Raw genomic sequence first — 19,616 nt, 5'->3', positions numbered from 1 at the left:
GCCTCGGCCGGTGCCTCGGCGGGGGCCGGGCTGGGAACGACCGCCGGGGCGGCGCCGTCGGCTCTCAGCACGGCGATCGGCGTGCCGATGGTCGCCGTGGCGCCCTCGGGCACGAGGATCTCGCCGAGGACGCCGTCCTCGTACGCCTCGTACTCCATCAGGGCCTTGTCGGTCTCGATGTCGACGAGCGAGTCACCGACGGAGACCTTGTCGCCGGGCTTCTTGTGCCACGAGCTGACGACGCCTTCCTCCATGGTGTCGGACAGGCGGGGCATGAGGATCTCGGACATGGTCTTCCTAACGGCGGCCGGTCGCGGCGAGCGTGTCGCGTACGGCGGTGACGAGGGACTCGGCCGACGGCAGCGCGGCGAGTTCGAGGGGCTTGGAGTAGGGGAGCGGGACCTCGGCCATCGCCACCCGGCGGACCGGCGCGTCGAGCCAGTCGAAGGCGCCCTCCTGGATCGTGGCGGCGATCTCGGCGCCGATCCCGTACGTGAGCCAGTCGTCCTCGGCGATCACGGCGCAGCCCGTACGACGGACCGAGGCGACGACCGTCTCGCGGTCCAGGGGACGCAGGCTCCGCAGGTCCACGACCTCGGCGGAGACGCCGTCGGCGGCGAGTTTCTCGGCGACCTCGGCGGCGACGTGCGCCATCCGCGAGTAGGCGATGATCGTGACGTCCGTGCCCTCGCGGGTGACGGCGGCCCGGCCGATCTCCGCGGGCGTGATCTCGTCGGGGACCTCGCCCTTGGTGTTGTAGAGCGCGAGGTTCTCCAGGAAGAGCACCGGGTCGTCGTCGCGGATCGCGGCCTTGAGCATCGCCGAGGCCTCGGCCGGCGTGCTGGGAGCCAGAACCTTGAGCCCGGGGATGAAGGAGTAGAACAGCTCGACGTTCTGCGAGTGGGTGGCGCCGAGCTGCTGCCCGCCGCCCCCGGGCGTCCGGATCACCATCGGCACGCTGCACTGGCCGCCGAACATGCCGTAGATCTTGGCCGCGTGGTTGACGATCTGGTCGAGGGCGAGCAGCGAGAAGTTGATCGTCATGATCTCGACGACGGGCCGCAGCCCGAGCATCGCCGCGCCGATCGCGGCGCCGACGAAGCCCTCCTCGGCGATGGGGGTGTCACGCACCCGGCGCGGCCCGAACTCCTTCAGCAGCCCCTCGGTGATCTTGTAGGAGCCCTCGAAGACGCCGATCTCCTCGCCCATGAGGAAGATGTCCTCATCGCGCAGCATCTCCGCGCGGAGCGTGTCCCGCAGGGCCTGACGATAGGTGACAGTGGCCATCGGGGACTCCTCTAGAAGACCGGGTCGGCGGGCAGGCGGCGGGACTCGCCCGGCACCGGCGTCGCGTACGTGTAGTCGAACAGGGTGGACACGTCGGGGTGCGGGCTGTCGTCGGCGAACGCCGCCGCATCGTCGACCTCGGCCTTGACCTCGGCGTCGAGCTTCTCGCGCGCCTCGGCGTCCAGGACGCCGTTCTCCTCCAGCTCCAGCGCGAAACGCGCGAGCGGGTCGGCGGCCTTGAGCGCCTCCTTCTCCTCGGCGGTGCGGTAGCGCGCGGGGTCGACGACCGAGTGGCCGCGCAGCCGCGGGCTCGTCGTCTCCAGCAGGAACGGCTTCTGCTCCGTGCGCGCCCGCTCGACGGCGGCGTGCGCGGCGTCCTGCACGGCGATCGGGTCGGTGCCGTCCACGCGGGCGCCCTCCATGCGGTACGCGGCGGCGCGCCGGTACAGCTCCGGCTCGGCGGAGGAGTGGTCGACCGTGGTGCCCATGCCGAGGCCGTTGTTGATGACGACGAAGACGATCGGCAGGTCCCACAGCGTGGCCATGTTCAGCGACTCGTGGAAGGCGCCGATGTTGGTGGTGCCGTCGCCCATCTGGCACATGACGACCTCGTCGCCGCCGCGGTAGGAGATGGCCAGCGCGGCGCCGGTGGCGAGGGGAAGCTGGCCGCCGACGATGCCGTAGCCGCCGAGCAGCCGGGAGTCGGTGTCGAACAGGTGCATCGACCCGCCCCAGCCCTTGGAGACACCGGTGCTGCGTCCGTACAGCTCGGCCATGACGCGGCGGGCCTCGATGCCGCGGGCGAGGGCGTAACCGTGCTCGCGGTAGTTCGTGAACAGGTAGTCGCGGGGCTCGAGCGCGGCCATGAGGCCGGTGATCGTGGGCTCCTCGCCGAGGTTGAGGTGGCAGTACCCGCCGATCTTGGCCTCCGTGTACGCACGGGCGGCGCGTTCCTCGAAGCGGCGGATCAGCAGCATCTGCCGGTAGTAGGCGACGAGCGTCTCGGGCCGTGGCCTGGACCTTCGCGTCCGGCGAGAACGCGCCGGGCTCCTCGTGTCGGTGTCAGCCATCGAGGTCTTCCCTTCGTACGCAGGCCGCGCGCCCTGGGGTGACCACGACGTGCGCCAGTAGATCAGGCGATCAATGATCGATCATAGTTCAGTCGCCGGTGCCCTCCGAACGGCGGTCATCTACGATTGACGAGCGTGAACGCTCTCAACGCCCCGGCCCTGGTCCGCACCGGCCTCGGAGACCAGATCCGGCAGGTCCTCATCGACCGCATCACGTCGGGGGAACTCCAGCCCGGCGAGCGTATCGTCGAGCGTCGCATCGCCGCCGAACTGGGGGTCAGTCAGGCGCCGGTCCGCGAGGCCCTCCGGCAGCTGGAGGCGCTGCGGCTGGTCGAGACGATGCCCAACCGCGGCGCGAGCGTACGGGATTTCACCGAGGCCGACTTCGCGGAGTTCTTCCCCGTGCGCGCGGGCCTGGAGGAGACCGCCGCCGAGCTCGCCGCCCCTCATCTGGCCGGCCGGGTGGAGGCCCTGGACGAGCACATCGAGCACCTGGCCACCGCGGAGGGCCCGGACGTGATGCGGCACAGCATCGCCTTCCACCGAGAGATCGTCGACGCCGCCGGCAACCGCCTGCTGCGGGAGGTCTGGGAGTCGCTGGGCATCGAGATCTGGACCACCCTGTCGGTCCGGCGGCACGACACCGAACTGTGCGGCAAGACCGCCGAGCACATCGAGATCGCCGACGCCTTCCGCCGGGCGGACCCACGCGTCGGCCGCATGCTGCACGACCACGTGATGAAGTACGCCCCCTGACCGGACGCGCCCTCGCCGGCGGCGATCAGGGGGGTGCGGGCGCGTGGCCCCGGCCGGGTGACGGCCCTAGGATCGGTGGCATGGGGCGCCCCAACGACGAGGTCGCGGAGCTCTTCCAGGAGTTCGCGGACCTGCTCTCGATCACCGGTGAGGCGGCGTACAAGGTGCGTGCCTACGAGAAGGCCGCCCGGTCCATCGCCGGCTACGCCGAGGACGTGTCGACGCTCGACCTCAAGGGGCTGCGGCGGATCCCCAACGTCGGCGAGGCCATCGCCAAGAAGATCCTCGACTACCGCGAGACCGGCACGATTCGCCAGCTCGAGGCCGTCCGGGCCAAGATCCCGGCCGGGGTGCGCGCCCTGACCGCGATTCCCACGCTCGGGCCCAAGAAGGCGCTCGTCCTGTACGAGGACCTTGGCATCTCCTCCGTCGACGAGCTCGCCGAGGCGATCCCGGCGGGGCGGCTGGAGGGGCTCAAGGGGTTCGGCGCCAAGACCGAGGAGAACATCCTCCGCGGCATCGAGCTGATGAGACGCGCGGGTGACCGCGTCCTGATCGACGTGGCGATGGAGGTCGCCGAGGAGATCGTCGCCGCGCTGTCGCCGCTCGCGCGGCGCTGTGAGTACGCCGGGTCGCTGCGCCGGTCCCGCGAGACCATCGGCGACGTCGACATCCTCGCCGCGGCCGCCGACTCGGGTCCGCTCATGGAGACCTTCGCCGCGCTCCCGCTCGTCGCCGAGGTGATCGCGCACGGCGACACCAAGACCTCGATCCGTACGGTCAAGGGCCTCCAGGTCGACCTGCGGGTCGTCCCGCCGGAGTCCTGGGGCGCGGCCCTGCAGTACTTCACCGGCTCCAAGGCGCACAACGTCCGCACCCGGGAGATCGCCGTACGCGCCGGGCTGAAGCTGTCGGAGTACGGCCTGTTCGACGTGGAGAGCGGCGACCTCATCGTGTCCGCGACCGAGGAGGAGGTCTACGAGCGCCTCGGGCTGCCGTGGGTGCCGCCGACGCTCCGCGAGGACGGCGGCGAGATCGAGGCGGCGCTCAGGGGCGAGCTGCCGCGCCTGGTCCGGCTCGAGGACCTGCGCGGCGACCTGCACAGCCACACCGACCTCACCGACGGCATCGCCCCGCTGGAGGACATGGTCGCCGCCGCGGCGGCGCAGGGGTGGGAGTACTTCGCCATCACCGACCATGCGCCGAACCTGTTCATGCAGCGCATGACCGACGAGAAGATGCTCGCCCAGCGGGAGGCCGTGCACGCGTTGGGCGAGCGCCACCCGGACCTGACACTGCTGCACGGCACGGAGCTGAACATCGACGCCGACGGCGAGGTCGACTGGCCGGAGGAGTTCCTGTCCGGCTTCGACCTCTGCGTGGCATCGGTGCACTCGCTGTTCACCCAGGACCGCGACACGATGACCCGCCGGATCGTCCGCGCCGTCGAGAACCCCGGCGTGCACGTCCTCGGGCACCCCACCGCCCGCCTGATCGGACGCCGGGAGCCCGTCGACTGCGACTGGGACGCGGTGTTCGAGTCCTGCGCCCGCCACCACACGGTCGTGGAGATCGACGCGTTCCCCGACCGGCTCGACCTGCCCGCCGACCTGATCCGCCGCGCCCTGCGGTACGGGGTGAAATTCTCCATCGACAGCGACGCCCACGCGACCGGGCACCTGGCCAACCTGCGGTACGGCGTCGGCACGGCGCAGCGCGGCTGGCTGACTCCGGACGACGTCGTCAACACCTGGCCGCTGGACCGGCTCCGCGACTACCTCGGCACCGGCTGAGCCGGACTCGCGAAGGTCCGCATGAAGTCCGGGCACTCCACGAGCCTCTCGTGGTCGCAGGCGGCGGCGTGCCGGAGGCCGTCACGCATCCGCGTCAGCCGGGCGATGTCATCCTCCAGTTCCCGCGCCTTGACGGCCATCCGGGCGCGCAGCTCAGTGTCGCCCGGGGTGGCCACGAGGAAGCGGGCGATCTCCGCGACGGTGAAACCGGCGCTGCGGGCGCAGGAGATCAGCGCGAGGCGGTCGAGCACGTCCGGCCGGTACGTGCGCCGCAGGCCGTTGCGGCCCGCCGGGGCGATCAGGCCCTTCTTCTCATAGAACCGCAGCGCCGACGGCGCCAGGCCGCAACGATCGGCCACCTCGGCGATGTCCAGCAGCGTCTCGGCCATCCCGTCTCCTTGACTTGAATCGCGCTTCAAGTCGCAGACTACCCGCCATGAAGATCCATCACCTCAACTGCGGCTCGGTCAGGACGATCGAGGCCACCTACGACGGCCCGCCGCCCGCGCACGCCGTCAACCACTGCCTGCTGGTCGAGACCGACGCCGACGGCCTGGTCCTGGTCGAGACCGGCCTCGGCCTCGGCGACGTACGCGACCCGGACGAAACCCTCGGCGCCGACTGGGTCACCATGGCCGAGCCCGTGCTGGATGAGGAGGAGACCGCCGTGCGCCAGATCGCCCGGCTCGGCCACTCACCCGGCGACGTGCGCCACGTCATCGTGACCCACCTCGACGTGGACCACTGCGGCGGCCTGCCGGACTTCCCCGACGCCCGCGTGCACGTGCTCGCCGCCGAGCTCGAGGCGGCGCTCGCCCAGGCGCCCAGCTTCCGCTACCGGCCGGCCCACTGGGCGCACGGCCCGAAGTGGGTCACCTACACGCCCGAGCCGGGTGAGGAGTGGTTCGGGTTCACCTCGGTCCGGCCGGAGGGCCTGCCGCCGGAGATCCGGCTGGTGCCGCTCGGCGGCCACACCGCCGGCCACACCGGCGTCGCCGTCCGCGACGGCGACCGCTGGCTGCTGCACTGCGGCGACGCGTACTACTACCACCGGGAGCTGGCCGCCGACCCGCACCCGCATCCCGTGCTGGACTTCGTGCAGACCACCTCGGAGGTCCACCACGACCTGCGGCTCGGCACCCAGGCGCGGCTACGCGAGCTCGTCCGCGACCACGGCGACGAGGTGTCGGTGTTCAGCGCCCACGACCCGTGGGAGCTGGATCGCCATCGGGGCTGACGGCGAGCCGGGGCTCCGGCCCGCTCCGGCGTACGGCGCGCGGCGCGATCGCCGGCATCGGGCCGCGCTCGCGCAGCGCGAAGGCCGCGCGGAAGGTCGCGATCCACACCAGCGCCGAACCGAGCACGTGCGCGACGACGAGCGGGCCGGGCACGCCCGTGAAGTACTGAACGTAGCCGATCACGCCTTGGGCCAGCTCGATGACGAGCAGCTCGACCGCGCGCCGCTGGGCGAGGCGTGGCGCGGTCGTCAGCCGCAGCCCGAGCAGCAGCGCGAACGTCAGGCCGACCGTGACCCAGACGACGTCGGCGTGCAGCTGCGCGACCTGCTCGATCCGGAACCCGAAGCGCGGCGCCTTCGCGTCGCCGGCGTGCGGCCCGGTGCCGGTCACGACGGTGCCCGCCACGAGCAGCACGAAGACCACGCCGATCAGCGCGCGGGCGAGCCAGACCAGCTCCCCGCGTACGAGCCGGCGGGCGGGTGCGTCCCCTTCGCTCGCGCGGATCCACAGCGCGGTCGCCGCGGCGAGAAGGGCGGGGGAGAGCAGGAAGTGCGCGGAGACCGCGGCCGGGTTGAGGTCGGTGAGCACGACGATGCCGCCGACCACGGCCTGGGCCACGACGCTGAGCGGCTGGATCACGGCGAGCCGCACGAGGTCGCGCCGCCGGGGCGACAGGCGCACCGCCGCCACGAAGACCGCCACGCCGACGGCCAGCACCAGGAAGGTCAGCAGCCGGTTGCCGAACTCGATGGCCATGTTGACGGCGGCGTGCTCGGGAGAGTGCGACGGCACGAGGCTGTCGCCGGTGCACTGGGGCCAGGTGGGACACCCGAGCCCGGACCCGCTGACGCGCACGGCCGCGCCGGTGGACATGATGAGGGCGTTACCGGCCACCCCGGCGAGGGCGAGCCACCGCATCGAGGCGGACGTGGGGCGCCACACGGCATCGACGAGCCGCGTCACGGGATTGTCGGATCGCACGCCCCTCATCGTATGAGTGCCCCGCGGTGACCCGGATCCGGGTCACCGCGGACGCGCCGCCGGGCCGCCCCGCCACCGCGAGGTTCAGGCCTCGGGGGCCTCGGGCGGGGACTGCTGGGAGCGCGTGGCCCCGACGCAGGCGGCGATGACCAGGCCGATCGCCAGCCACTCCCGCCAGTACAGCATCTCGCCCAGGAACACCAGCCCCACCACTGCCGCGACGGCCGGCTCGATGCTCATCAAGATGCCGAACAGGCGTGCCGACATGCGCCGTAGCGCCTCCAGCTCCAGGGTGTAGGGGATGACCGACGACAGCAGGCCGACGCCGGCGGCGACGATGAGCAGTTCGGGGTCCAGCAGCTTGGCGCCGGCGGTGCCGACGCCGATCGGCAGCATGACCGCCGCGCCGACGACGCTCGCCACCGCCAGCCCGGACGACCCGGCGAAGCGCCGCCCCGTCGCGCCGCTCAGCAGGATGTAGAAGGCCCAGCCGGCCGCCGCCAGCAGCGCGAACGCCACCCCCGTGATCGTCACGTCGCCCTCGCCGCGGGCCAGCAGGGTCACGCCGCCCAGGGCCAGCAGCGCCCACACCAGGTCGAGCCGCCGCCGCGAGGAGAGGATGGACACCGACAGGGGGCCGAGGAACTCCACGGTCACCGCGATGCCCAGCGGCAGCCGCGCCAGGGCCTGGTAGAAGCAGGCGTTCATCCCGGCCAGCGTCAGGCCGAACAGCGCGGCCACGCCGATGTCGCGCCAGGAGTGCAGGCGCCGCAGGTCGCGCAGGGCCGACCGGTACGCCACGCCGAGGACGACCGCCGAGGTCAGCAGGCGCATCATCACGACGGCGTCGGGAGAGGAGCGGGCGAACAGGTTCTTGGCCAGGCCCGCGCCGACCTGGACCGAGACGATGCCGAGCAGGATCAGCGCGGGCGGCGGCACCGAGCCGAGCGAAGGCCGCAGGGCCCCCGTCCGCGCGCGGAACCGACCCGCCCGGCCGTAGGACCCCTGGGCGTCAGCGAGCGCCATCCGTCACTCCCAGCGAAAGAAGCACGCCGCCAGGGCGAGGCCGAGCACGGCCCACACGAGCAGGACGATGAGGTCTCGTACGGGCATGCCGGCGCCGTGCTGCAGCACCTGCCGCAGGCCGTCGGCGAGCGCGGAGATCGGTAGTAGTTCGAGGACCGAACGTAGCCCGCCGGAGAATTTTGTCAACGGGAAGATCACGCCGCCGAGGATGAGCAGCAGCAGGTAGACCAGGTTCGCGGCGGCCAGAGTGGCCTCGGCGCGCAGGGTCCCGGCCATCAGGAGGCCGAAGCCGCTGAACGCCGCCGTGCCGGCCAGCACGAGCACGACGGCGGCGAACGGGTCGCCGTGCGGGCTCCAGCCGAGGACGAGCGCGACCGCGCCGACGACCACGGTCTGGAGCAGCTCGACCAGCAGCACGGTCAGCGACTTGGCCGCGATCAGGCCGGACCGGGGGAGCGGCGTGGCGCCGAGGCGCTTCAGCACCCCGTAGCGGCGTTCGAAGCCGGTGCCGATCGCCTGGCCGGTGAACGCGGTGGACAGCACGGCCAGGGCCAGGATGCCGGGGGCGAGGAAGTCCACGCGCCGGCCCGGGCCGACGTCGAGGAGCGGCGCGGAGGCGAACAGCGCCAGCAGCGCGACCGGGATGATCAGGGTGAGGAGGAGCTGCTCGCCGTTGCGCAGGAGGTTGCGCACCTCATAGGCGGTCTGGACGCCGATCATGCGCGGCAGCGGCGCCGCCCCCGGCGACGGCGTGAAGACGGTGTTCATTGCCCGCTCCCACTCCTCACTCGCTCCGTGGACGATCTCGTGCCGCGGCCGTCGGCTCCGCTCGCCGCGGAGTGCTCGCCCCCGCTCATTGCTCGCTCCCGCTCCTCACTCGCTCCGTGGACGATCTCGTGCCGCGGCCGTCGGCTCCGCTCGCTGCGGAGTGCTCGCTCGTGGTCACGAACGCAGCTCCCGTCCGGTGAGTTCGAGGAAGACGTCTTCGAGGGTGCGGCGTTCGATGCGGAGGTCCTCGGTCATGACGCCGTGCGAGGCGCACCAGGCGGTCACCGAGGCGAGCAGCTCGGGGACGAGGTCGCCCTCGATGACGTAGTGGCCGGCCGGGGACTCCTTGGCGATGGTCGCCGGCGGGAGCGCGGACAGCAGTTCGTCCAGGCCGAGCCCGGGCCGGGCGCGGAAGCGGAGCTGGCGTTCGGCCCCGGTCAGCTCCGGCGGGCTGCCGCCGGCGATCACCACACCCCGGTCGACGATCACGACCTGGTCGGCGAGGCGCTCGGCCTCCTCCATGTGGTGGGTGGTCAGCATCACCGCGACGCCCGCGGCCTTCAGCTCCTCGACCAGCTCCCAGGTGGCGTGCCGGGCCTGCGGGTCCAGGCCGGCGGTGGGCTCGTCGAGGAAGACCAGCTCCGGACGGCCGACGACGGCCGCCGCCAGGGCGAGGCGCTGCTGCTGCCCGCCGGACATGCGCCGGTACGCGGTGCGGCCGGCCTCGGCCAGGCCGAGGTGGTCGAGCAGCAGCGCGACGGAGACGGGGTCGGCGTAGAAGCCGGCGACCAGGCGGAGATACTCTCCGGCGCGGGCGCCGGTCGGCACGCCGCCGGACTGCAGCATGACGCCGACACGGGCGCGCAGCGCCTGGTCACGAGGGTCGAGGCCGAGGACGCGCACGGCGCCGCCGTCGGCGCGCCGGTATCCCTCGCAGATCTCCACGGTGGTGGTCTTGCCCGCACCGTTGGGGCCGAGCAGGGCGGTGACCTCGCCGCGCCGGGCGCTGAACGACAGCCCATCGGCGGCGATGTTCGTGCCGTAGCGCTTGACCAGGCCGCTCACATCGACGGCGAGGGGTGTCATGGCACCGAGTGTAGGTGCGGCGGGTCGTCCCCGAGCGGTGACCCCCGAAGTGCGCTCTGAATATTGATTCAACGGCTCGCATAGCGATACAGTTGCTCGTGCATTCCTCAGGAGGTCAGATGCTGCGTGGGCGGAGCTACGTCAAGGAACTGGACGTCACGCCGGAAGAGTTCCGCTTCCTGCTGACGCTGTCGGCGGAGCTGAAGGCGGCCAAGCGCGAGGGCGCGGAGCGACCGCGCCTGACCGGCCGCAACATCGCGTTGCTGTTCGAGAAGTCCTCCACCCGCACGCGCTCGGCGTTCGAGGTCGCCGCCCACGACCAGGGCGCCCACACGACGTACCTCGACCCGGCGGGCTCCCACCTGGGTCAGAAGGAGTCGGTGCGCGACACCGCACGCGTGCTGGGCCGGATGTTCGACGGCATCCAGTTCCGCGGGAGCCGGCAGGCCGACATCGAGACCCTCGCCGCGCACGCGGGCGTGCCCGTCTGGAACGGCCTGACCGACGAGTGGCACCCGACCCAGAGCCTGTGCGACGTCTTCACGATGACCGAGCACAGCGACAAGCCCGTGGGCGAGATCTCCTACGCCTACCTCGGCGACGCGCGCAACAACATGGGCAACTCCCTGCTCGTCGCGGGCGCGCTACTCGGCATGGACGTGCGCATCGTCGCGCCGGCCGGGGTGCTGCCGCCGGAGCCGGTCCAGGCCGCCGCCCGCGAGCTCGCCGCCCGCAGCGGCGCCCGCCTCACCCTCACGGCGGACGTCGCCGAGGGCGTGCGCGGCGTGGACTTCGTGCACACCGACGTCTGGGTCTCGATGGGCGAGCCGCGCGAGGCCTGGGGCGAGCGCATCGCGCTGCTGCGGCCGTACCGCGTCGACGAGGCCGTCCTGGCGGCGACCGGCAATCCCTCGGTGCGGTTCATGCACTGCCTGCCGGCGTTCCACGACCGCGAGACGACCGTGGGCGAGGAGATCTACCAGGAGTTCGGCCTGGACGCCCTCGAGGTGACCGACGACGTGTTCGAGTCCAAGGCCTCGATCGTCTTCGACCAGGCCGAGAACCGCCTGCACACGATCAAGGCGATTCTGGTGGCCACGCTGGCGGACTGAAGTCACCCGGACGGTCCCGGACGGTCCCGCACGGCGCGACGGCGACGTTTCGGTCCTCGTCGAAGGGTCCGGCGGCCAGTGTGGACGCATGGTCAACGTCACCGTCCGTCCGCAGGCGCCGTCCCGGCTCGCCCTGCCCGCCATCTGCCTCGGCTACTTCATGGTCATCCTCGACGCGACGGCCGTGAGCCTGTCGCTTCCCGCGCTCGGGCGGGACGTCGGGGGAGGAGTCGGGGCGTTGCAGTGGGTGGTCGACGGCTACACGCTGACCTTCGCGGCGCTCCTGCTGATGGCCGGCTCGCTCGGCGACCGGTACGGCGCCCGGCGGGTGTTCTGCGCCGGCCTGGGGCTGTTCGTCGTCGCCTCGGCCGCGTGCGGGCTCGCTCCGGGAGCGGTGACGCTGGTCGTCGCCCGCCTGGTGCAGGGCGCCGCCGCCGCGGTTCTGGTGCCGTGCTCGCTGGCCCTGGTCCGCGCGGCCTACGACGATCCCCGGGCGCGGGCGCGCGCCGTGGGCGTCTGGGGCGGCGTGGCCGGGATCGCGGCCGCCTCCGGCGCGGTGACCGGTGGGGTGCTCACCCAGGCCGTGAGCTGGCGGCTCGTCTTCTTCGTCAACGTGCCGATCGGGGTGGCCGCCCTCCTGGCGGCCCGGCGGCACGTGCCTCCGGCGGGCGGTCACGGCCGGCCCGGGTTCGACCTGCCCGCCCAGGCGACGGCGATCGTCGCCCTCGGGGTGCTGACCTTCGCGCTCATCGAGGCCCGGACCGAGGGCTGGACCTCCCCGTTCATCCTCGGCGGCCTCGTGGCCGCCGCCCTGCTCGTCGTGGCGTTCACGGCGATCGAGCGGGGTTCGGCCGGGCCGATGCTGCCCCTGGGGCTGTTCCGCGACCGGGCCTTCGCCGGGGGTTCGGCGATCGGGCTGCTGCTCAACCTCGGCTTCTACGGGCAGCTGTTCGTCATCAGCCTGTACTTCCAGAACACCCGGCACATGAGCCCGACCACCGCGGGTCTGGCCCTGCTGCCCGAGGGACTGCTGGTCTCGCTGGCGTCTCTGCTGTCCGGGCGTGTGACGGGCCGCGCGGGCACGCGGCCGACGATGCTGTCCGGCCTGTGCGTGGGCGCCGCCGGGCTCTTCGGGCTCATGGCCGCCGGCCCGCACGTCTCCTACCTCGCCCTCGTGGTCCCGCTCATGGCGGCGGGCTTCGGCATGGCCTTCACCATGCCCGCCGCCACGACGACCGTGGTCGAGGCAGCGCCGGCGGACCGGGCCGGAGTGGCGTCGGGGGCGATCAACACCGGCCGGCAGGTCGGCAGTACGATCGGCGTCGCCCTGGTCGGCACCCTCGCCGTCTCCGCCGGGCTCCCCGCCGCGATGGCCGTCGCCGGCACCGCCTTCCTCATCGGCGCCGCCGTCGCCGCCGTCGTGCCCGGCCGGGGGGTTCACGCGGCGAAGCCGCAGGTGAAGTAAGGCTTACCTTAGTGAGGTAGGTAACCCCGTTCCGTTTGTGCGGCGGGAAGGAATTAGGCCACACTGATGTTGTGAAATACGTGACCGACACGAGGAGCAGCGCACCGGCGTCCGCCGGTATGCCCGCGTTCGGTCCCAGCCACGCCGAGCGCACCACACGCGCGCGGGTGGCACGCCTGATTCTTGAACACGGTCCCATCAGCGCCTCGGCGCTCGGACAGCGGCTCGGGCTCACGCCCGCGGCCGTGCGGCGCCATCTCGACCACCTTCTCGCCGAGGAGATGATCGAGGTGCGCCGGAGCCGCCCGCACGCCTCACGTGGGCGCGGGCGCCCGGCGAAGCTGTTCGTCATCACCGACGCCGGCCGCAGCGCGTTCGAGCACGCATATGACGATCTCGCCACGAGCGCTCTGCGGTTCCTCGCCGAGCGGCTCGGTGACGAGGCCGTCGCCGAGTTCTCCCGTCGCCAGCTCGGTGACCTCGAGGCGCGTTACGGTGCGGCGATCCGCGCGGTGCCCCCGCAGCAGCGGGTGCGCGCGCTGGCCGAGGCGCTGTCCGCGGACGGCTATGCCGCCGCGGCGGGCAACGCGCCGGCCGGAGGGCAGCAGCTGTGCCAGCACCACTGCCCGGTCGCGCACGTCGCGGCCAGCTTCCCGCAGCTCTGCGAGGCCGAGACCGCCGCGTTCGCGCGGCTGCTCGGCGTCCCGGTGCAGCGGCTGGCGACCATCGCCCACGGCGACGGGGTTTGCACGACTCACGTGACCGCACGTGAGCTGACAGAGAAGAACGACGACAAGCAGGAGTCCGGAGGCGCCTCCGTATGACTACGGCAGCCCATCCTGAGCTCGAAGGGCTCGGAAAATACAAGTTCGGCTGGGCCGACTCGGACGTGGCCGGTGCGTCGGCCCGTCGCGGGTTGAACGAGGAGGTCGTCCGCGACATCTCGGCGAAGAAGAGCGAGCCGGAGTGGATGCTCGACCTTCGCCTGAAGGGCCTGCGTCTGTTCGGTAAGAAGCCGATGCCGACGTGGGGCGCCGACCTCTCCGATATCGACTTCGACAACATCAAGTACTTCGTCCGGTCGACGGAGAAGCAGGCCGCGTCGTGGGACGAACTCCCCGCTGACATCAAGAGCACCTATGACAAGCTCGGCATCCCCGAGGCGGAGAAGCAGCGCCTGATCGCCGGCGTGGCGGCCCAGTACGAGTCCGAGGTCGTCTACCACCAGATCCGCGAGGACCTGGAGAAGCAGGGTGTCATCTTCCTCGACACCGACACCGGCCTGCGCGAGCACCCGGAGATCTTCCAGGAGTACTTCGGCTCGGTGATCCCGGTCGGCGACAACAAGTTCGCCGCGCTCAACTCCGCGGTCTGGTCGGGCGGCTCGTTCATCTACGTCCCGCCGGGCGTGCACGTCGAGATCCCGCTCCAGGCCTACTTCCGGATCAACACCGAGAACATGGGCCAGTTCGAGCGCACGCTGATCATCGTCGACGAGGGGGCGTACGTCCACTACGTCGAGGGCTGCACCGCGCCGATCTACAAGTCCGACTCACTGCACTCCGCGGTCGTGGAGATCGTCGTGAAGAAGGACGCCCGCTGTCGCTACACGACCATCCAGAACTGGTCGAACAACGTCTACAACCTCGTGACCAAGCGCGCCGTCTGCTACGAGGGCGGCACGATGGAGTGGGTCGACGGCAACATCGGCTCCAAGGTCACGATGAAGTACCCGGCCGTCTACCTCATGGGCGAGCACGCCAAGGGCGAGACGCTGTCCATCGCCTTCGCGGGCGAGGGCCAGCACCAGGACGCCGGCGCCAAGATGGTGCACAACGCGCCGAACACCTCCTCGACCATCATCTCCAAGTCGGTGGCGCGCGGCGGCGGCCGTACGAGCTACCGCGGCCTGGTCCAGGTGCAGGAGGGCGCCGAGCACTCCAAGTCGACGGTCAAGTGCGACGCGCTGCTGGTCGACCAGATCAGCCGCTCCGACACCTACCCCTACGTCGACGTCCGCGAGGACGACGTCGAGATGGGCCACGAGGCGACCGTCTCCAAGGTCTCGGAGAACCAGCTGTTCTACCTCATGAGCCGCGGGCTCACCGAGGACGAGGCCATGGCGATGATCGTGCGCGGCTTCGTCGAGCCGATCGCGCGTGAGCTGCCGATGGAGTACGCCCTGGAGCTCAACCGCCTCATCGAGCTGCAGATGGAAGGAGCCGTCGGCTGATGGAACGACGAGCCGACGAGCGAGCGGAGTGGAAGGCGCCGCGAAGCAAGGCTTCCGCGCAGCGAGTGAGGAGGGGAGCGTGACCGACAACACGGGAGTCGAGACCCGGCCCCTGTCGACCTTGCACGAGCGCGCGTCGTACGACGTGGCCGACTTCCCGGTGCCGAACGGGCGCGAGGAGGAGTGGCGGTTCACTCCGCTGCGCCGCCTGCGCGGCCTGCACAAGGGCGCGGAGGCCGACGGCAAGGTCGTCGTCGACGTGGACGCCGCGCCCGAGGTCAAGGTCGAGACCGTCGGCCGTACGGACGAGCGGGTCGGCAAGGCCTACGTCCCGGGCGACCGGGTGAGCGCCCAGGCGTACGCCTCCTTCACCCAGGCGACCGTGATCACGGTGCCGAAGGAGGTCGTCGCCACCAGCCCGACGGTCGTGACGCTGCGCGGCGAGGGCGGCGTGGCCTACGGCCACACGACCGTCGTGCTCGAGCCCTTCGCGCAGGCCACGGTCGTGCTCGACCACATCGGCACGGCCACTTACGCCGACAACGTCGAGTTCGTGGTGGGCGACGGCGCCTCGCTGTCGGTCTTCAGCCTGCAGAACTGGGCCGACGACGCCGTGCACCTGTCCCACCAGCACGCGCGGCTCGGCCGTGACGCGAAGTTCACGAGCTTCACGGTCAGCCTCGGCGGCGAAGTGGTCCGCATCGCCCCGTCCGTGGCCTATGACGCCCCGGGCGGCGACGCGGAGCTGTACGGCGTCTACTTCGTGGACAAGGACCAGCACATCGAGCACCGGCTGCTCGTCGACCACACCAAGCCCAACTGCCGCAGCCGCGTCGACTACCGCGGCGCGCTGCAGGACGAGGGCGCCCACACCGTCTGGATCGGCGACGTCATCATCCGGGCCGAGGCCGAGGGCACCGACACGTACGAGCTCAACCGCAACCTCGTGCTGACGGACGGCACGCGGGTCGACTCGGTGCCGAACCTGGAGATCCTCACCGGCGAGGTCACCGGCGCGGGACACGCCTCGGCGTCCGGCCGCCTCGACGACCAGCACCTGTTCTACCTCCAGGCGCGCGGCATCCCGTATGACGTGGCCCGGCGCATGGTCGTCCGCGGCTACCTCGGCCAGCTCGTCGACAAGATCGACGTGCCGGACATCCAGGAGCAGGTCCGCGCGGCGATCGACCAGGAGCTCGACCGGGAGCCGGTCGCGACCATCGAGCAGGAGCTCGATCGATGAGCTTCGTGCGCGTCTGTGCGCTCGCCGAGGTCCCCGACGAGGGGGCGCTGGCGGTGGAGATCGACGACACGCCGGTGGCGGTCGTGCGCGTCGGCCAGGAGGTCTTCGCGCTGCGCGACGTCTGCTCCCACGCCGAGGTCGCGCTCAGCGAGGGTGAGGTGTACGACCACACCATCGAGTGCTGGCTGCACGGGTCGTGCTTCGACCTGCGCAGCGGCAAGCCCACCAATCCGCCGGCCACCCAGCCGGTTCCCACGTACCGAGTGAAGATCGAGGGCGACGACGTGTTCGTCTCGCTCAAGGAGTCCTGAGACATATGGCCACGCTTGAGATTCGCGACCTGCACGTCGCCGTCGAGGACAAGGAGATCCTGCGGGGCGTCGACCTGACCGTACGGGCGGGGGAGACCCACGCGATCATGGGGCCGAACGGCTCCGGCAAGTCCACCCTCGCCTACGCCATCGCGGGTCACCCCAAGTACGACGTCACCGGCGGCGAGGTCCTCCTCGACGGCGAGAGCGTGCTGGACATGACCGTCGACGAGCGCGCCCGCGCCGGGCTGTTCCTCGCCATGCAGTACCCCGTCGAGGTGCCCGGCGTGTCGGTGTCGAACTTCCTGCGCACCGCGGTCACCGCCGTGCGCGGCGAGGCGCCGAAGCTGCGTGACTTCTCCAAGGAGATGCGCGGCGCGATGGCGGACCTGCAGATCGACCCGGCGTTCGCCCAGCGCAACCTCAACGAGGGCTTCTCGGGCGGGGAGAAGAAGCGCCACGAGATCCTCCAGCTCGAGATGCTGAAGCCCAAGGTCGCGGTCCTGGACGAGACCGACTCCGGCCTCGACATCGACGCGCTCAAGGTCGTCTCCGAGGGCGTCAACCGCTTCCGCGAGGGCGGCGAGACCGGCGTCCTGCTGATCACGCACTACACGCGGATCCTGCGCTACGTGAAGCCCGACTTCGTGCACGTCTTCGCGAGCGGGCGCGTGGTCGAGGAGGGCGGCCCGGAGCTGGCCGAGCTCCTGGAGAGCGAGGGCTATGAGAAGTTCACGAAGGCGGGCGCATCGGCGTGAGCATTGACGTCGGACAGATCCGCAAGGACTTCCCGATCCTGACGCGCAGCGTCCGCGACGGACGCCCGCTCGTCTATCTCGACAGCGCCAACACCTCCCAGAAGCCGCTGCAGGTGATCGACGCGATCGAGGAGTTCTACTCCCGGCACAACGCCAACATCCACCGGGCGACGCACCAGCTGGGTGAGGAGGCGACCGAGGAGTACGAAGGCGCGCGCCTGAAGGTGGCCGGCTTCATCGGTGCCGCGGACGAGTCCGAAGTGGTGTTCACCAAGAACATCTCCGAGGGGATCAACCTCGTCGCGTACGCCATGGGCAACGCGACTCTCACCGCGGGCCCGGAGTCCGAGCGCTTCCGCGTCGGACCCGGCGATGAGATCGTCATCACCGAGATGGAACACCACTCCAACATCGTGCCGTGGCAGCTGCTCGCGCAGCGCACCGGCGCGACGCTTCGCTGGTTCGGCGTGACCGACGACGGCCGTCTCGACCTTTCCGAGATCGACTCGCTGTTGACCGAGCGCACCAAGATCGTCGCGCTGACCCACCAGTCGAACGTCCTCGGCACCGTCAACCCGATCCGTGAGATCGCCGCCAAGGCCCACGCCGTCGGCGCGCTCGTCCTGGCCGACGGTGCCCAGTCGGTGCCGCGAATGCCGGTGGACGTCCAGGACCTCGGCGTCGACTTCTACGGCTTCACCGGGCACAAGCTGTGCGGCCCGACCGGCATCGGCGTGCTGTGGGGGCGCCGGGAGCTGCTGGAGACGCTCCCGCCGTTCCTCGGCGGCGGCGAGATGATCGAGACCGTGGCGATGGAACGTTCGACGTACGCCCCCCCGCCGCACAAGTTCGAGGCCGGCACGATGCCGATCGCCGAGGCCGCGGGGCTGTCCGCCGCGATCGACTACCTGCGGGGGATCGGGCTTGAGGAGATCCACGCGTACGAGAACGAGCTGCTGACGTACGCCCTGGATCAGCTCCGCGAGGTCGAGGGCCTGCGGCTGCTCGGCCCCACCGAGGCCGCCGACCGCGGCGGCGCCCTGTCGTTCACCCTCCAGGGCCTGGACGGCCGGGAGATCCACCCGCACGACGTGAGTCAGGTGCTGGACGCCCACGGCGTGGCCGTGCGCGCGGGTCACCACTGCGCGCGGCCGCTGCACCGCAGGTACGGCCTGACGGCCAGCACGCGGGCGTCGGTGTACTTCTACAACACGCGCGCGGAGGTCGACGCCCTCGCCGACGGACTCCGGCAGACGCAGAAATTCTTCAGCGCCGCCTGACGTTGATCTGTTCGGTCGCAGGGAAGGAAGAGGAATGCAGCTCGAGTCGATGTACCAGGAGATCATCCTGGACCACTACCGGAACCCTCACCACAAGGGCCTCCGGGATCCCTACGACGCCGAGGTGCATCACGTCAATCCGACCTGCGGTGACGAGGTGACGCTGCGGGTCCGGCTCGACGGCGACGACGTCGCCGACGTCTCCTACGACGCGATGGGCTGTTCGATCAGCCAGGCCAGCGCCTCGGTGATGGCCGACCTGATCATCGGCAGGCCGGTCAAGGAGGCGATGAACACCGGTGATGAGTTCCTGAAGCTGATGCAGTCCAAGGGACAGGTCGATCCCGACGAGGACGTCCTGGAGGACGCCGTCGCCTTCTCCGGCGTGTCGAAGTACCCCGCCCGTATCAAGTGCGCCCTGCTCGCCTGGATGGCGTGGAAGGACGCGACCGCGAAAGCCATGGAAGCCCAGGCGTGAGAAGAACCGAGCGAGTGAACCCTTCCGCGCGGTACGCCCGGTCGATCATCCGACGAAGGAGGACCCATGTCCGAGACGAAGATCGCTGAGGACGAGGTCCTCGAGGCCATGCGAGACGTGGTCGACCCCGAGCTCGGCATCAACGTCGTCGACCTCGGGCTGGTGTACGGCGTCAACATCGGCGACGACAACGTCGTCACGCTCGACATGACGCTCACCAGCGCGGCCTGCCCGCTGACCGACGTGATCGAGGACCAGACGAACAGCGCCCTGGAGGGCATGGCCGAGAAGGTCAGCATCAACTGGGTGTGGCTGCCGCCGTGGGGCCCGGACAAGATCACCGAGGACGGCCGCGAGCAGCTGCGCGCCCTCGGCTTCAACGTCTGACCCCCACCTCTCCGACCGGCTGACCGCGCCGGTCGGCTTGCCGGAGAAGCGGGGCCGCACGGCTTCCCGAGGATCGGGAACGCGGACGGTCGTCCGCGTCGCGGTCACCGGACCGGGGAGCGTCCTCCCGCGAGATCCGGACTTGCGCGCGCGACCGCCGTGGCGATTTTGATCGCCACGGCGGTCGCGCCTTCTCCGGCGCGGAACGCGGCGACCGCCGTCGCGTGCGGCGCGGCCACCTGACCGGTCGGCACGAGCGCCGCGCGGTGGCCGTGGACCTCCCGTTCCGAGGCGGGACCGCGGCCCTCCGCGACGATGACCGCGAACCCACGGTCGGCGAACCA

Annotated in this window: 22 protein-coding genes; 13 read left to right on the top strand and 9 right to left on the bottom strand. The window is 71.2% G+C overall.

Translation table 11 applies throughout. The annotated features are described in order from the left end of the window. The 3 genes from ACFFNX_RS16430 to pdhA form a co-directional block, all read right to left on the bottom strand. On the bottom strand, nucleotides 1–290 hold a 290-nt coding region (locus ACFFNX_RS16430), incomplete at its 3' end, for a biotin/lipoyl-containing protein (RefSeq protein WP_378202075.1). A gap of 7 nt (nucleotides 291–297) precedes the next feature. Further along, nucleotides 298–1,287 (bottom strand): alpha-ketoacid dehydrogenase subunit beta, encoded by a 990-nt coding sequence (locus tag ACFFNX_RS16425; protein WP_378202072.1) that lies wholly within the window; start codon nucleotides 1,285–1,287, stop codon nucleotides 298–300. An 11-nt stretch (nucleotides 1,288–1,298) separates the two neighbouring features. Continuing rightward, a complete protein-coding gene (pdhA, locus tag ACFFNX_RS16420; protein WP_378202069.1) occupies nucleotides 1,299–2,357 on the bottom strand; it encodes a pyruvate dehydrogenase (acetyl-transferring) E1 component subunit alpha in 1,059 nt (352 codons plus the stop codon). 135 nt (nucleotides 2,358–2,492) lie between these two features. On the opposite strand from pdhA, the gene ACFFNX_RS16415 reads away from it, so the two are divergent. Next, complete coding sequence (locus ACFFNX_RS16415) at nucleotides 2,493–3,113, top strand: GntR family transcriptional regulator (protein WP_378202066.1); 621 nt, start codon at nucleotides 2,493–2,495, stop codon at nucleotides 3,111–3,113. A gap of 80 nt (nucleotides 3,114–3,193) precedes the next feature. Continuing rightward, the gene (gene polX / locus ACFFNX_RS16410) at nucleotides 3,194–4,906 is read left to right on the top strand and encodes a DNA polymerase/3'-5' exonuclease PolX (protein ID WP_378202063.1); all 1,713 of its coding nucleotides are present in this window, start codon (nucleotides 3,194–3,196) and stop codon (nucleotides 4,904–4,906) included. Here polX and ACFFNX_RS16405 read toward each other — a convergent pair. Next, complete coding sequence (locus ACFFNX_RS16405) at nucleotides 4,888–5,295, bottom strand: MerR family transcriptional regulator (protein WP_378202060.1); 408 nt, start codon at nucleotides 5,293–5,295, stop codon at nucleotides 4,888–4,890. The genes polX and ACFFNX_RS16405 overlap by 19 nt on opposite strands. 47 nt (nucleotides 5,296–5,342) lie before the next feature. Between ACFFNX_RS16405 and ACFFNX_RS16400 the strand changes: the two genes are divergently transcribed. After that, nucleotides 5,343–6,143 (top strand): MBL fold metallo-hydrolase, encoded by an 801-nt coding sequence (locus tag ACFFNX_RS16400; protein ID WP_378202057.1) that lies wholly within the window; start codon nucleotides 5,343–5,345, stop codon nucleotides 6,141–6,143. Here ACFFNX_RS16400 and ACFFNX_RS16395 read toward each other — a convergent pair. From ACFFNX_RS16395 to ACFFNX_RS16380, 4 genes are all read right to left on the bottom strand, one after another. Continuing rightward, on the bottom strand, nucleotides 6,100–7,125 hold the full coding sequence (locus ACFFNX_RS16395) for a COX15/CtaA family protein (RefSeq protein WP_378202054.1): 1,026 nt from the start codon (nucleotides 7,123–7,125) through the stop codon (nucleotides 6,100–6,102). The two genes, ACFFNX_RS16400 and ACFFNX_RS16395, sit on opposite strands and share 44 nt — an antisense overlap. Nucleotides 7,126–7,209: 84 nt before the next feature. Continuing rightward, complete coding sequence (locus ACFFNX_RS16390) at nucleotides 7,210–8,151, bottom strand: EamA family transporter (RefSeq protein ID WP_378202051.1); 942 nt, start codon at nucleotides 8,149–8,151, stop codon at nucleotides 7,210–7,212. Between the two features lie 3 nt (nucleotides 8,152–8,154). Next, the gene (locus ACFFNX_RS16385) at nucleotides 8,155–8,919 is read right to left on the bottom strand and encodes an ABC transporter permease (protein ID WP_378202048.1); all 765 of its coding nucleotides are present in this window, start codon (nucleotides 8,917–8,919) and stop codon (nucleotides 8,155–8,157) included. Between the two features lie 174 nt (nucleotides 8,920–9,093). Continuing rightward, entirely contained in the window at nucleotides 9,094–10,005 is a 912-nt protein-coding gene (locus ACFFNX_RS16380) for an ABC transporter ATP-binding protein (protein WP_378202045.1), read from the bottom strand. A 119-nt stretch (nucleotides 10,006–10,124) separates the two neighbouring features. Between ACFFNX_RS16380 and argF the strand changes: the two genes are divergently transcribed. The 10 genes from argF (at nucleotide 10,125) to ACFFNX_RS16330 (ending at nucleotide 19,272) form a co-directional block, all read left to right on the top strand. Further along, entirely contained in the window at nucleotides 10,125–11,117 is a 993-nt protein-coding gene (argF, locus tag ACFFNX_RS16375; protein WP_378202042.1) for an ornithine carbamoyltransferase, read from the top strand. Nucleotides 11,118–11,205: 88 nt separating this feature from the next. Next, nucleotides 11,206–12,582 (top strand): MFS transporter, encoded by a 1,377-nt coding sequence (locus tag ACFFNX_RS16370; RefSeq protein ID WP_378202039.1) that lies wholly within the window; start codon nucleotides 11,206–11,208, stop codon nucleotides 12,580–12,582. Between the two features lie 119 nt (nucleotides 12,583–12,701). Then, the gene (locus tag ACFFNX_RS16365) at nucleotides 12,702–13,406 is read left to right on the top strand and encodes a helix-turn-helix transcriptional regulator (RefSeq protein ID WP_378202081.1); all 705 of its coding nucleotides are present in this window, start codon (nucleotides 12,702–12,704) and stop codon (nucleotides 13,404–13,406) included. Further along, complete coding sequence (gene sufB, locus ACFFNX_RS16360; protein ID WP_378202036.1) at nucleotides 13,403–14,815, top strand: Fe-S cluster assembly protein SufB; 1,413 nt, start codon at nucleotides 13,403–13,405, stop codon at nucleotides 14,813–14,815. Before ACFFNX_RS16365 ends, sufB begins: the two co-directional genes overlap by 4 nt. A gap of 79 nt (nucleotides 14,816–14,894) precedes the next feature. Next, entirely contained in the window at nucleotides 14,895–16,058 is a 1,164-nt protein-coding gene (gene sufD / locus ACFFNX_RS16355; protein ID WP_378202033.1) for a Fe-S cluster assembly protein SufD, read from the top strand. After that, nucleotides 16,055–16,369, top strand: coding sequence for a non-heme iron oxygenase ferredoxin subunit (locus ACFFNX_RS16350; RefSeq protein ID WP_378202030.1), 315 nt, complete (start codon nucleotides 16,055–16,057; stop codon nucleotides 16,367–16,369). The genes sufD and ACFFNX_RS16350 overlap by 4 nt, the downstream gene beginning before the upstream one ends. 5 nt (nucleotides 16,370–16,374) lie before the next feature. Next, entirely contained in the window at nucleotides 16,375–17,127 is a 753-nt protein-coding gene (gene sufC / locus ACFFNX_RS16345) for a Fe-S cluster assembly ATPase SufC (protein ID WP_378202027.1), read from the top strand. Then, entirely contained in the window at nucleotides 17,118–18,407 is a 1,290-nt protein-coding gene (locus ACFFNX_RS16340; RefSeq protein ID WP_378202078.1) for a cysteine desulfurase, read from the top strand. The genes sufC and ACFFNX_RS16340 overlap by 10 nt, the downstream gene beginning before the upstream one ends. Before the next feature lie 34 nt (nucleotides 18,408–18,441). Further along, on the top strand, nucleotides 18,442–18,885 hold the full coding sequence (sufU, locus tag ACFFNX_RS16335; RefSeq protein ID WP_285584165.1) for a Fe-S cluster assembly sulfur transfer protein SufU: 444 nt from the start codon (nucleotides 18,442–18,444) through the stop codon (nucleotides 18,883–18,885). A 66-nt stretch (nucleotides 18,886–18,951) separates the two neighbouring features. Continuing rightward, nucleotides 18,952–19,272 carry a metal-sulfur cluster assembly factor gene (locus ACFFNX_RS16330; RefSeq protein ID WP_378202024.1) on the top strand — a complete coding sequence of 107 codons (321 nt, stop codon included), beginning with the start codon at nucleotides 18,952–18,954 and terminating at the stop codon, nucleotides 19,270–19,272. A gap of 104 nt (nucleotides 19,273–19,376) precedes the next feature. Here ACFFNX_RS16330 and ACFFNX_RS16325 read toward each other — a convergent pair. Beyond that, nucleotides 19,377–19,616 (bottom strand): hypothetical protein (locus tag ACFFNX_RS16325; RefSeq protein ID WP_378202021.1); only part of this gene is annotated, 240 nt, incomplete at its 5' end.

This window comes from Actinoallomurus acaciae, assembly GCF_042429965.1.
Taxonomy (GTDB): Bacteria; Actinomycetota; Actinomycetes; order Streptosporangiales; family Streptosporangiaceae; genus Actinoallomurus; species Actinoallomurus acaciae.
The sequence above is the reverse complement of the archived record's forward strand: the minus strand, read 5'-3'. Positions and strand labels throughout refer to the sequence as shown.